Below are 12,904 nucleotides of genomic sequence, written 5' to 3' on the forward strand. Positions count from 1 at the left end.
GAGTACCGAAGATTCGCAACAGGATTATGACAGGCGCCGCCGCACGGGATCGGGCAGAGGGGTTTGCCCTGAAAAAATTTGCGCAGTAAGCAGGGGAGGCAATTGCCAAAACTGGATCGAACCATGCCCCATTTCATCATCGAAACCGTCGGAACACCGGACACGCCCCAGGATCGGCAGGACCTCATGCGGATCGTGGCGGAAACGGGGGCGGCGCAGGACACGATCAATCCGCAGGACATCAAGGTACGGCTCTATCCCTGCGCCGACGCCCTGGCGTTGGATGGGCGCACAAGTTTTATCCACGTGACCGCGCGTTTGCTGGCCGGGCGCACGTTCGCGCAAAAGGATGCGCTGTCATGTGATCTGCGCGACGCGCTGGCGGCCCGCTGGCCGGAGGTTCAAAGCATCAGCATCGAGATTTGCGACATGGACTCCGAGAGTTACCGCAAGCGGCTGATCTGACGGCTTCAGACGCCCGTGCGGCTGCGAACCAGCTCGTTGGCGCATTGCTGCAAGGTGTTCAGCGCATGTGTCTTGAGGTCGGTGCCCGTCAACCGGGCCAGCGGAACAGAAACGCCGATGACCATCGTGGCCCCCGCCACCGGCCCGACCGGCACGGCCAGACCGGCCACGCCCGCCTCGAATTCATTGTCGACCAGCGCGTAGCCCTGGGCGCGGGCATCCTGTACTTTGCTCAGGATCGCCTCGCGGTCCATCAGGCTCTGGGCGGTGTAGGGGCGCAAGGGCGCGGTGCGCACAATCTGCGATAGGGTCGCGTCATCGCAGGTCGCCAGCAGCATCCGGCCAATCGCCGTTTGCAGGATCGGCAGGCGGCTTCCGACGGTGAAACCGAACGAGATATCCGCATCGCTCAGGATCGACTTGGCGATATAGACGGCTTCGGTATCCGCACGCGCGGCCAGCGAAATCTCTTTCAGCAGATCCTTTGAGTGTCGGTTCAGGATCGGCTGGACGACCGTGCCCATGGCATTGCCGCGCATGTAGCTGCCGGTGAGTGTCAGGATTTTGGGCAGCAGCCCGTAGTGTTTGCCGGTTTTCTGCACATAGCCGAATGCGACCAGCGTGATCATCAGGCGGCGCACGGCGGCACGGTCCAGCCCGGTGATCTGCCCGATCTCGGCCATGGTCAGGCGCGGGTGATCATCATCGAATGCCGACAAAACCTGCAAGCCCTTGAAGAACGTCGAAGATATGTCGCGGTGCGGTGGGCCGTCGGGGCCGGATGCTGTTGTCACGTGAGAAATTCCTTTGCGGTGGAACGCGTGCATTTTTCAAATGCGGAACCTTGGACGCACGACGATTCAGGCTTGACATATCGCCCCTGTTCGCGCTCGATATATAAACAATTGTGCGATATATGAACATATTGGGGCCGCACTGCCAATAGGGAAATTCGAAGTGACGACTTTGCCAAGGCAGCCGCCGCGCATCTCGCGGCAGCCACCGCAACGTGAAGGACACGCGACATGATCAGTCAGGAACTCAACGATACGCTGACCCGCACCGGACCCGGCACCGACGCCGGGGCAGTGATGCGCCACTATTGGCAACCCGCGGCACTTTCGGATGAACTGAAAGGCCCGCGCCCCGTGGTGCCAGTCAAACTGCTGGGCGAGGATCTGGTGCTGTTTCGCGACACCGAAGGCAAGCTGGGCCTGATCGGGCGCGGCTGTCCGCATCGCGGAGCCGATCTGTGCTTTGGCCGACTTGAGGACAACGGGTTGCGCTGCCCGTTCCACGGCTGGCATTTCGACCGAACCGGTCAGTGCGTCGAACAGCCCGGCGAGCCCGAAGGTTCGAAAATGCATGAGCAGATTAAGAACACCGCCTATCCGGTGGTCGAAAAGAACGGCATCATCTTTGCCTACATGGGCCCCGGTGAGCCGCCAGAATTTCCCAACTTCGACTGCTTTCGCGCGCCTGAAACCCATGTTTTCGCGTTTAAGGGGCTGTGGCAATGCAACTGGCTGCAAGCGATGGAGGTCGGCATCGACCCCGCGCACGCGTCGTTCCTGCACCGCTTTCTCGAAGACGAAGACCCCGCCGACAGCTATGGCAAGCAGTTCCGCGACAAGGCCGCCGATACCGACATTCCCATGACCAAGCTGCTGCGCGATTACACGCGGCCCGACATCTCGGTCGAGGAGACGGATTACGGCATGCGCATCATCGCGCTGCGGCATCTGGACGGGGGCAAGACCCACGTGCGCATCACCAACCAGATCTTCCCCGAGGCGATCTCGATCCCGATGAGCCGCGAGATGATCATCACCCAGTGGCACGTGCCTATCGACGACGAAAGATGCTATTGGTATTCGATGTTCACCAGCTTCGACAAACCCGTCGACAAGGACCTGATGCGCGCGCAACGTCTCAAGGAACACCGCTTGCCGGATTACGCCCCGATCAAGAACAAGTCGAACGATTACGGCTTTGACCCTGACGAGCAGCGCACCGAGACCTATACCGGCATGGGCCTCGACATCAACGTGCATGACCAGTGGGCCGTCGAAAGCCCCGGCCCGATCTTTGACCGGACCAAGGAGCATCTGGGCAAGACCGATGTGGCGATCATCAAATACCGCCGCATGATGCGCGCTGCCATCGCCAGCCTGAAAGAGGGCAACACCGACGCGCTGCCGATGCTGAACGGGGTCGATCCCAGCACGGTCTATGGCCCGATCTCGAACGACACCATCGGCGACCGCCACGCATGGCACGACGCCTTCGAGGCGAGCGACCGCGCCCGCCGCGCGGGTTGCAAGGGCTGGGACGCGACCACGTGACCGACACCCGTTCCGCAATCGCGAAGGGCGCGCTGGCGCAGGCGGGATTGATCGGTGATGCCGACTTGGACAAGGTCGCGGCGCTGGTCGATCGGGTGGCGCAAAGCGATCTGGAAACGATCCGCGTACTCTTCGCCGACCAGCACGGCATTTTGCGCGGCAAGACCATCGTGGCGGGGGCCTTCGCGTCGATCTTCACTTCGGGGCTGGCCGCACCGTCGTCGCTGCTGCTCAAGGATACCGCACATCGTACCGTCTTTCCGATCTGGTCCGACGATCCTGGTGTAAGCGGCGGCATGGGCGGGGCGGGCGACATCCTGATGCTGCCCGATCCCGACACGTTCCGCATTCTGCCGTGGTCGCCGCACAGTGCCTGGATCTTTTGTGATCCTCGGTTCAAGTCGGGCGCGGTCATGCCGTTTTCGCCGCGCGACGTGCTCAAATCCGCCATTGCAAAGATGGAGGTGCAGGATATGGCGCTGGTCGTGGGGCTCGAGGTCGAGTTTCATGTGTTCGAGCGGATCGACCCAAGGCTGGACCATGCCGACGCCACCATGCCGGGGAAGCCAGTGCAGACGCGCAATCTGGCGCAAGGCTATCAGTTCCTGACCGAGACGCTTTATTCCCAAGCTGAGCCGCTGCTGGACGATCTGCGCCGTCATTGCCAAGCGCTGAACCTGCCGGTCCGCTCGATGGAGATCGAGATGGGGCCGAGCCAGTTCGAGTTTACCTTCGACCCCGCCGACCCGCTGACCCACGCCGACAACATGATGATGTTCCGCACGATGGTCAAAGAGGTCTGCGCGCGGCAGGGGTTGCATGCGACGTTCATGTGCAAACCGAGCGTGCCGAACGCGGCCGCCAGCGGCTGGCACCTGCACCAGTCTGTCGTGGATGCAAAGACAGGCCGCAACCTGATGATCCCCGACGAGCCCGACACCTTGAGCGATGTCGCCAGCGGCTGGATCGCGGGGCTGCTGGCCCATGCCGAGGAAAGCTGCCTGCTGACGACGCCGACGGTCAACGGCTACAAACGCTATCGCCCGCACCAGCTGGCCCCAGACCGCATTCAGTGGGGCCGCGACAACCGGGGCGCGATGGTGCGGGGGCTGATGGCGCCCGGCGACAATGCCTCGCGGGTGGAGAACCGCGTCGCCGAGACGACGGCGAACCCCTATTACTTCTTCGCCAGCCAGATCCTGTCGGGCCTCGACGGCATCTTGCAGGGTATGAAAGCACCCGAACCGGTCGAGACGCCCTACGATGCCGATGCTGTCCACTTGCCCGAAAGCCTGCTGAGCGCGATACAGCATTTTGCCGGGTCGGAGTTCTACCGCAGCCAGCTTGGCGACGCCTTCGTCGATTACCTGACCACCATCCGCAAGGCCGAGTGGGACCGCTATCACCTCACCATCTCGGAATGGGAACAGACCGAGTATTTCGGGCTGTTCTGAGCCCTGCCTATCCCCTAGCCGCGCAGCAGCTGCAGGATCATCGCGCGGGTCGAGGCCAGGCAATGCTCCCGCGTGATCCGGTGGGGTTGCAGGTGCAGCGTCTGCCAGAACCCGTCGGTCAGCGTGTCGATCCATTCCGCGAAACGGTTGACGTCGTCGTCAGGCGCGCCTGCCAGAAGATCGCGGCAGATGCTGCGGATCATGTCGCCCCGGTCCTTGTCGAAGGCGCGTGAAATCTCGGCGTATTGCGGGGTAAAATTCTGTTCGCCCCAGAAGGCGAACCAGATCGACAGCGCCTCGGGCGTGCAGACCTCGGGCGAGAAATCCGCCGCGATCAGGGCCATCAGTCGGTCCAGCGGATCGGGGCCAGCGCTTTCCATCGCGGCGCGCCAGGTGTCCGCATAGGTCTGGTAATGCGCGCGCAGCGTTTCCGTCAGCAAGCCGTTCTTGGATTTGAAGTAGAACACCGCGACGCCCTGTGACAACCCGGCCTCGGCGGCGACCGTGGCAAGCGTGGTCTTGGCCAGCCCGTGTTGCATCACCGATCGCTGTGCCGCTTCAAGCAATTGCCGCCGCCGCATGTCGGCGTTGTCCTTGCGTTCCTTGCGGGGCTTCGATGCGCCTGCTGTTGCTTTTTCGGTCAAACCCGTTTCCTCCGTCGCGTGTCGTTCTCTTTTTCACAATGTCTGGGGGATGTCATTTCAATTGTTTTTATTTGAGCGCTCAAAAAAACTTTACGGGCGTGGGTGGCTCGGCTAAGACTTGGGGCAATCTTTGGGAGAAAGCGCATGGGCGTGGCATCATACGACGCGATCATCGTGGGGGCGGGGCACAACGGGCTGACCACCGGATGCTATCTGGCCAAGGCGGGGCTGAAGACGCTGATCGTGGAAAAGAACGACTGGATCGGCGGTGCCGCTGTCAGCCGGTCGCTGCACGACGGCTGGACCTATTCCAATTGTTCCTACGTCTGTTCCCTGCTGCGCCGCGAAATCGTGCGCGATCTGGAACTGCCCCGCTTTGGTTTGCAGGTGATCCCCTATGAGGGCGGCGCGACCTTTACCGAAGACAACGATTATTTCGCCTATATGTCCGACCACAACGCGCTGGAGCGCGAGATCGCCCGGCACAGCCCGCGCGATGTAGACGCCTATGCGCGCTTCTCGCAGACGGTGATGCGTCAGTGCCGTTTCATCCGGCCCTTCCTGCTGCGCCATGCCCCTGATCCCACCTCGCTGCACCCGCGTGATTTGGGCGAACTGGCCTTTCTTGTGAAAAAGGCGCACGGGCTGGGAGCGAAGGAGTTGGGCGAGACCATCCGCTTCTGGACAATGTCCATCGGGGATTTTCTGGACGAGCATTTTGAAAGCGACCTGATCAAGGCGCATCTGGCAGGTTCAGGCATCATCGGAACCGGCCTTGGTGTCTATTCACCCGGCACCGCCTATGTGCTCTTGCATCACTACATGGGCGACGTCGACGGGGCCATCGGGGCCTGGGGCTTCGCGCGCGGCGGCATGGGCTCGATCTCCAAGGCGCTGGGCATGGCGTTCGAAGAGGCGGGGGGCGAGATCAGGACCGGATCGGGTATCGACAGTTTTCGGGTGAAGGACGGCAAGGTCGTGGGCGTGGCGCTTGAGAACGGCGACACCTTCGATGCGCCTATTGTCGCGTCGAACATGGACATCAAGCGTACCTTTCAGCGACACGTGGACCCGATCCATGTGCCCGACGATTTCACCAAGGCGGTCAACCGCTTCAAGATACGCGGATCGTCGGCCAAGCTGAACATCGCGCTGGACCGGCTGCCCGAATTTCCCGCAGCCCCAAAGGACGCGCCCTTCCTGCGCGGCGATCTGCATTGCTCGACCTCGCTGGCCGAGCTTGAACGCGGCTATGATGACTGGAAGGACGGGCGTTGGTCCTCCGAGCCCTATTTCGACATGCTGATCCCCAGCCAGATCGACCCCACGATGGCCCCGCCAGGCAAGCACATGATGACGGTCTTCGTGCAATACGCGCCCTATGATCTTGAGCGGGGTGGCGTCCGCTCGGGGCAGAACTGGACCGACGAGACGCGCACGGCACTGGCCAATTGCGTCTATGACAAGATGGAGCAGGCGATGCCCGACATTCGTCAGCGTATCGTCCATGCCGAGGTGCGCACGCCGCTCGACATTGAAAACGAGGTCGGGCTGACCGAGGGCAACATCTTTCAGGGCGAGTTGACCTTCGACCAGTTGCTTTTCAACCGTCCGGTGCCGGGATATTCCGACTACAGCACGCCGGTCGAGGGGCTGTTCATGGTCGGATCGTCCAGCCACCCCGGCGGCGGTGTGATGGCAGCGCCGGGTGCGAACGCCGCGCGCGAGATCCTGCGCAGGGCGGGCAAGGGCAAGTCGATGCCGAGGTTCGCCGCATGACCGATACCTATGATGCAATCGTCGTGGGCGCGGGCCACAACGGGCTAACAGCGGCAACCGTGCTGGCGCGCCGTGGCAAACGTGTGTGCGTGGTGGAAAAGTCCGGGCAGGCGGGCGGCATGGCACGCACGGTGGACTATGCCGAGGGCGCGCGCGGCCCCGAGATTGCGCATCTGCTCTACAACCTCAGCCCGAAGGTGGCGAAAGACATCGCCTTGCGCGTCGAGACCCGCAAGCTGCCGACCATCGCCATGTCACCCGATGGCAAGCATGTGGAGATGGCGGGCGACACGCTGCGCTTTGCCGATGGCACGGCCCACCCGGAGGCCGAAGCCTATGCTGCGTTGCGCAAGCGTCTGGTGAAATTCGCACGCCTGCTGGGCCAGCTTTCGGATGCGCCGCCGCCATCGCTGGCCGAGGGGCTTGCGGGCCTGCGCGATATCGGTGGGTTGGCCAGGCTGGGGCTGAACGTCAAACGGCTGGGCAAGCAGGACATGCGGGAATTCCTGCGCATCATCCTGTCGAACGCCTATGACCTGCTGCTTGACGATCTGGCCGATGGCCCGGTCGCCGGCGCACTTGCCGCCGATGCCGTGCGTGGCTGCTGGAGCGGGCCGCGCGGGCCGGGGTCGGTGTTCACGCTGCTCTACCGTCTGGGGCAGGGCGGCGACGTGCTGTTGCCGATGCGGGGCATGGGCGCGTTCGAGACGGCGGCGAAGGATGCGGGCGTCGAGATGCGCACAAGAAGCACCGTGGCCTCTGTCATGGTCGAGCAGGATCAGGTGCGCGGTGTCACGCTGGACGACGGTACGATCCTGCAGGCCGCCGCCGTCCTGTCCAGCCTTGCCGCGCCGCTGACCATGCAACTGGCGGGCGCGCGGCACTTCGACATCGAGGCAACCAGACGGCTGCAAAGAATGCGCGCCAAGGGCACCACCGCAAAGCTTAATCTTGTGCTGAGCGCGACACCCGACATGCCGGGCCTGAGCGATGCGCAAAAGGCGGCGCGCCTGATCGTGGCCCCCTCTGCCACCCACGTTGAAAGCGCCTTCAACCCGGTAAAATACGGCGAGGCTTCCGCTGCACCGGTGCTCGAAGCTGTGCTTCCGTCGCTCAGTGATCCGTCGCTGTGCAAGGATGGCAGGCAAGTCATATCGGTGATCGCGCAATTCGTGCCGCACGCGCCCGATGGCGGCTGGACGGCAGCGCAGCGCGACGACTTGAGCAAGCGCATCATTCAGACGCTTGAGGTGCATATGCCTGGCCTGCAAGACCTGATCACCCACAGCACCCTGCTGACGCCTGACGATATCGAAACACTTACTGGCGCGCCTGGTGGGCACTGGCACCACGGTGAGCTGAGCATCGATCAGTTGTTGACGGTGCGCCCCGTGAACGGTCTGTCGCGCTATTCTTTCGGGGTCCGGGGATACTACCTCTGCGGTGCCTCGGCGCATCCCGGCGGTGACGTAACCGGATCACCGGGCCGCAACGCCGCCCTGCAGCTTCTGGCCGAAGGAGTGTTGTCATGACGCACGAAGCGGTGCCTATCGGCCTGATCCCTGGTCCCTTTCACCCACGCCTCGAGGCTCTGAGCCGTGCCAAGGGTTGGATGGATTGGGCGGGCTACATGTCGCCCTCCGTGCTCGACACGGCAGAGTTCGAGTATTTTGCGATCCGCAATCAGGCGACGCTGTTCGACATCTCGCCGATGCACAAATACCGCATCACCGGACCGGACGCGCTGGCGATGATCAACCGCGTCGTCACCCGCGACGTATCGCGCATCGGCGATGGCCGCGTCGGTTATGTCATGTGGTGCGACGAGGAGGGGATGCTGATCGACGACGGTACCCTGTTCCGGTTTTCGGAAACGGACTTCCGGCTGTGTTGCCAGGAACGCATGTTCTTGTGGCTGCTGGACGCCGCTTGGGGCTTTGACGTGACGGTCACCGACGAAAGCGATGCGGTTGCTGCCGTGGCCTTGCAGGGACCGACCGCCTATTCGGTGCTGCGCGATGCGGGGCTGGACGTGGGCCAGATGAAACCCTTCGACTGGCACGAGGTCGAGACTGACCTGTGGATATCGCGCACCGGCTTCACCGGCGATCTGGGCTACGAAATCTGGGTGCCTTGGGACGCGGCACTGCCCTTGTGGGACAGGCTCTGGGCCGCAGGAAACCACTGGGGCCTGCGTGCCATCGGCTTCGACGCGCTGCACATCGCGCGGATCGAGGCGGGGTTTATCGCCGCCGGAATGGACTTTCAGCCCGTGCACGCCGCCATGCGCCTGCACCGTGGCCGCACCCCGATCGAGTTGGGCTTCGGCCGCATGGTGCATTTCGACAAGGGCCATTTCAATGGCCGCCGCGCCCTTTTGAAACAGAGGGACGGCGGGCAGCGCTATGCGCTGGTGAAGATCGACCTGGGCGGGTTCAAGCCTGCGCAGGACGCGCTGATCTACCATCGCAAGCGCGAGGTCGGCCACGTCACGTCCGGTGTCTGGTCGCCCACGACCAAGCGCAACATCGCGCTGGCCGAGTTGAAAGCCCCCTACGGTATTTCCAGGACCGACGACCTGATGGCCGAGATCTACGTCAATCAGGAAGGCCGGTGGGACCGCCGACTGGTCTCTGTCACCATTCAGGACAAACCTTTTTTCATCAATGCCCGCGCCCGCACAACGCCGCCCGCCGCATTCTGAGCCCCCGGAGAGCATGACCATGACGACCTTGCCACGTAATTTGTCGAACGAACCCTCGGCCGAGACCCTGAACGAGTGGGACCGCAACCATCAGCTGCACCCCTGGGCCGCGATGGATGCCTGGCAGGAAAGCGATTACCAGCCTATCGAGCGGGCCGAGGGCATCTATCTGTGGGACGCGAGCGGCAAACGCTACATCGACGGGCCGGGGGGGATGTGGTGCGTCCAGATCGGCTATGGCCGCAAGGAGATGGCGACCGCAATCGCCGATCAGGTTCTGCGTCTGCCCTATACATCACCGTGGACCACGACGACCGATCCGTCGACGCTGCTGGCGAAGAAAATCGCCGATCTGGCGCCCGGTGATCTGAACAACGTTTTCTTCACCACGGGCGGATCGACGGCGGTGGACACCGCCATACGCACCATGCACTTTATGAACAACGCTCTTGGACGGCCCGACAAGAAGATCGTGATCGCCCGCGAAAAGGGCTATCACGGCTCGACCTACCTGGCTTCGACAGTCACCGGCAAGGAACGCGACAAAAGCCGTTTCGACGTCGAGGACCGGCTGGTGCGGTTCCTGCCCGACGTCAATCCGTACAATCGCCCCGAGGCCATGAGCGTGGCCGACTGGTGTGATGCCAAGGTCGCCGACCTGGAAAACCTGATCGCCGAGGTGGGACCCGAAAACATCGGGGCCTTCATCGCCGAGCCGATCCTGTGTTCGGGCGGTGTGATCATCCCGCCCGAAGGCTACCACAAGCGCACGCATGACATCTGCAAGGCGCACGACATTCTCTATATCTCGGACGAGGTGGTGACGGCCTTCGGGCGTCTGGGCCACTGGTTCGCCTCCGAGGATGTCTTCGGCATCGTGCCCGACATCATCACCTGCGCCAAAGGGTTGACCTCGGGCTATCTGCCGCTGGGCGCCTGCATCATTTCCGATGCGGTGATGCAGCGGATGACCGGACCGGACGAAAACGTGCTCTTTTCCAACGGCTATACCTATTCCGCCCATCCGGTCTGCTGTGCCGCCGCGCTGAAGAACATCGAGATACTGGAGCAGGAGCGCATCCTGGAGCATGTGCGCGAAATCACGCCCTATTTCCAATCGCGTCTGCAGGCGCTGCACAAGTTTCCCATCGTCGGCGACGCACGCGGCATGGGCTTGCTTGCGTGTATTCAGGGGCGGCCCGACACGCCCGGCACCTCGCTGGCGGCAGAGCGCAAGCTGGGCGAACTGCTGGATATTGCTTGCGAAAAACGCGGGCTTCTGGTGCGGCCGTTGATCAACATGGCCGTCTTTTCGCCGCCTCTGGTGGTCACGCGCGCGCAGGTGGACGAGATGTTCGACCTGCTGGAGGACGCGCTGGAAGAGGTGACCGCGCAGATGGCTGGGGAGTGATCTTTGCTGGCGCTTTGTTCATCAGGGGACGCCTTCAAATGCCATATATTGTTTGAGCGCTCATATAAAACTTGTAACAAGCAACGTTCCCGCTTAACTTTTTACCCAGGGTCCTGCCCAAAGCTTTGCCGGTAAGGGCCGACAAAAAATAACAGGGAGAATTTCATGACCACTCTACGATTGAAGGTCGCGGCGCTTGCCGGGATTGCCGCGCTGCTCGGTACGTCCACGCTGGCGCAGGATGCGGAACTGACGGTGTTCGATTGGGCGGGTTACGAAGACCCGGCCTTTTATACAGCATATAACGAAAAACACGGCACCGCCCCCACGTTCGCCTTTTACGGCGACGAGGAAGAGGCGTTTCAAAAACTTCGCTCGGGCTTCACGGCCGATGCGGCGCACCCATGCTCTCAGTCTGTCCCCAAGTGGATGGAAGCGGGCCTGTTGGAACCGCTGGACCCCTCCCGCATCGACCGCTGGGACGATCTGAACGCCGAGTTCCGCGAGATCGAAGCCTACAAGAAAGACGGTGAATATTATTTCGTGCCGGTCGACTGGGGCAATACCGGCCTGACCTACAACACCGAAAAGCTGACCGAGGATCAGGTACAGTCGCTGCAGATCTTTGCCGATCCGTCGATGGCGGGCAAGGTCTCGATGAGCGACAATGTCGACGACGCCTATGCGCTGGGATTCCTGGCAACTGGTGTGCAGGACTGGACCAAGGCCACCGACGAAGACTTCCAGAAGGCCTCGGATTTCCTGCGCGAGGTACACAAGAACGTCCTGAGCTATTGGGATTCGTCGTCGTCGCTGGCGCAGTTGATGCAATCGGGGCAGGTCGAACTGGCTTGGGCGTGGAATGAAACCTCATCGACGATGAGCGCCGAGGGTCTGCCGATTTCGCTGAAACGCGACACCGACGAGGGCGCGTCGAGCTGGGTCTGCGGTTATGTCAAGCTGAAGGACGGCGAAGGCTCGGACGACAAGTTCTATGATTTCATCAACGCATGGCTCGAGCCCAAGACGGTCGATTACATTGTCACCGCTTGGGGTTACGGCCACTCCAATTCGGCGGCCATGGCCGAACTGGATCAGGAGATGCTGAAAAGCGTCGGTCTGGACAGCAACGAATCCCTGCGGGCTAACACGCTGTGGCAGTCCCCTCCGGGACCTGAACTGCGCGAGAAGATGATCGCGGAGTATGAGAACATCAAGGCAGGCTTCTAAGCATCTGGCAGACAGATCGCCGCCGTATCCGAAAGGGTGCGGCGGCATTTTACTGCGGGTGTTACCGTGACGCGGTCAGGCTGGTTTTTGTGCCAGCAGGTGATGCGGACAATGCTCGCCCGTCTCCAGAACCTTGATCATCGCGGTCCATGTCACGATGGACTCGGCGATCAGATCCGCGCCGTGCGTGGCCTCCCACTCGGGACGCTCAGGCCCCGACATCCGCGCCAGCTCTTCGCGCGCGACCGCCGTATACCAGGCATTGCGATTGGTGAGCGTTATGTTGTCAAACCCCGCCTGCTTCAGCGCCCTATGATAGCGTGCGGGCGATGCCATCGCGAAATCAAGATCCTCCTGCGCGATATAGGCTGCCATTTCGGCCGAGGGCGCATCGTCATGCGCGATCAGCCAGTCCGAGGCGGCAAACCATCCGCCCGGTTTCAGCACGCGGAAAGCATCGGCAGCCAGCGCTTCCTTGTCCGGAATGTGGATGATGGAATCTTTTGAGAATACAACGTCGTAGCTGGCGGCGTCGAAAGGCAGGGGGCCGGGCGTCACCTGCCGGATGGTGATGCGATCGGACAGGCCAGCCTGCGCCACGCGGCGTCTGGCAGCGGCGCACACCGGTTCCTCTATGTCGATGCCGGTCACATGGGCGGCCCCGTGATCGCGCACGAGCGACACAGCGATGGCACCTGACCCGCTGCCGATATCCAGCATGTGCGCCCCTGCGACGGGTGCGTTCTCGACCACGCGGGCGACTTCTTCGGGGCCGCCGGGCGACAGGTATCCTTCGCCCCAAAGCGCTTCGAGCAAGGCGATGTGGCGGTCGTCATAGTTCAGTTCAGCGCTCATCCGGTGGCCTCCGAGAC

11 protein-coding genes are annotated in these 12,904 nt (G+C 62.4%); 8 read left to right on the forward strand and 3 right to left on the reverse strand.

Annotated elements, in window-relative coordinates:
• Window positions 1-123 precede the first annotated feature (123 nt).
• Window positions 124-465: a 5-carboxymethyl-2-hydroxymuconate Delta-isomerase gene (locus tag NTA49_RS13160; RefSeq protein WP_258295256.1), complete on the forward strand. Its 342-nt coding sequence runs from the start codon at window positions 124-126 to the stop codon at window positions 463-465.
• A 5-nt stretch (window positions 466-470) separates the two neighbouring features.
• Here NTA49_RS13160 and NTA49_RS13165 read toward each other — a convergent pair whose 3' ends face one another.
• Complete coding sequence (locus NTA49_RS13165) at window positions 471-1,259, reverse strand: IclR family transcriptional regulator domain-containing protein (protein WP_258295257.1); 789 nt, start codon at window positions 1,257-1,259, stop codon at window positions 471-473.
• Between the two features lie 231 nt (window positions 1,260-1,490).
• On the opposite strand from NTA49_RS13165, the gene NTA49_RS13170 reads away from it, so the two are divergent.
• A complete protein-coding gene (locus NTA49_RS13170; protein ID WP_258295258.1) occupies window positions 1,491-2,810 on the forward strand; it encodes an aromatic ring-hydroxylating dioxygenase subunit alpha in 1,320 nt (439 codons plus the stop codon).
• Entirely contained in the window at window positions 2,807-4,264 is a 1,458-nt protein-coding gene (locus NTA49_RS13175; protein WP_258295259.1) for a glutamine synthetase family protein, read from the forward strand. Before NTA49_RS13170 ends, NTA49_RS13175 begins: the two co-directional genes overlap by 4 nt.
• Window positions 4,265-4,278: 14 nt before the next feature.
• On the opposite strand, the gene NTA49_RS13180 is transcribed toward NTA49_RS13175, so the two are convergent.
• A complete protein-coding gene (locus tag NTA49_RS13180; RefSeq protein ID WP_258295260.1) occupies window positions 4,279-4,908 on the reverse strand; it encodes a TetR family transcriptional regulator C-terminal domain-containing protein in 630 nt (209 codons plus the stop codon).
• Between the two features lie 144 nt (window positions 4,909-5,052).
• Between NTA49_RS13180 and NTA49_RS13185 the strand changes: the two genes are divergently transcribed.
• The 5 genes from NTA49_RS13185 to NTA49_RS13205 all read left to right on the forward strand — a co-directional run bounded on the left by NTA49_RS13185 (window position 5,053) and on the right by NTA49_RS13205 (window position 12,032).
• Window positions 5,053-6,687: a phytoene desaturase family protein gene (locus NTA49_RS13185; protein ID WP_258295261.1), complete on the forward strand. Its 1,635-nt coding sequence runs from the start codon at window positions 5,053-5,055 to the stop codon at window positions 6,685-6,687.
• Window positions 6,684-8,219, forward strand: coding sequence for a phytoene desaturase family protein (locus NTA49_RS13190; protein WP_258295262.1), 1,536 nt, complete (start codon window positions 6,684-6,686; stop codon window positions 8,217-8,219). The genes NTA49_RS13185 and NTA49_RS13190 overlap by 4 nt, the downstream gene beginning before the upstream one ends.
• A complete protein-coding gene (locus NTA49_RS13195; RefSeq protein ID WP_258295263.1) occupies window positions 8,216-9,391 on the forward strand; it encodes an aminomethyltransferase family protein in 1,176 nt (391 codons plus the stop codon). Before NTA49_RS13190 ends, NTA49_RS13195 begins: the two co-directional genes overlap by 4 nt.
• A gap of 13 nt (window positions 9,392-9,404) precedes the next feature.
• Window positions 9,405-10,802 (forward strand): aminotransferase, encoded by a 1,398-nt coding sequence (locus NTA49_RS13200; protein WP_258295264.1) that lies wholly within the window; start codon window positions 9,405-9,407, stop codon window positions 10,800-10,802.
• A 165-nt stretch (window positions 10,803-10,967) separates the two neighbouring features.
• Window positions 10,968-12,032 carry an extracellular solute-binding protein gene (locus NTA49_RS13205; protein WP_258295265.1) on the forward strand — a complete coding sequence of 355 codons (1,065 nt, stop codon included), beginning with the start codon at window positions 10,968-10,970 and terminating at the stop codon, window positions 12,030-12,032.
• Between the two features lie 75 nt (window positions 12,033-12,107).
• Here the strand turns inward: NTA49_RS13205 and NTA49_RS13210 are convergent, their stop codons facing one another.
• Window positions 12,108-12,887, reverse strand: coding sequence for a methyltransferase domain-containing protein (locus NTA49_RS13210; RefSeq protein WP_258295266.1), 780 nt, complete (start codon window positions 12,885-12,887; stop codon window positions 12,108-12,110).
• Window positions 12,888-12,904 lie beyond the last annotated feature (17 nt).

Source organism: Pseudosulfitobacter koreensis (genome assembly GCF_024733015.1).
GTDB classification, from domain to species: Bacteria; Pseudomonadota; Alphaproteobacteria; order Rhodobacterales; family Rhodobacteraceae; genus Pseudosulfitobacter; species Pseudosulfitobacter koreensis.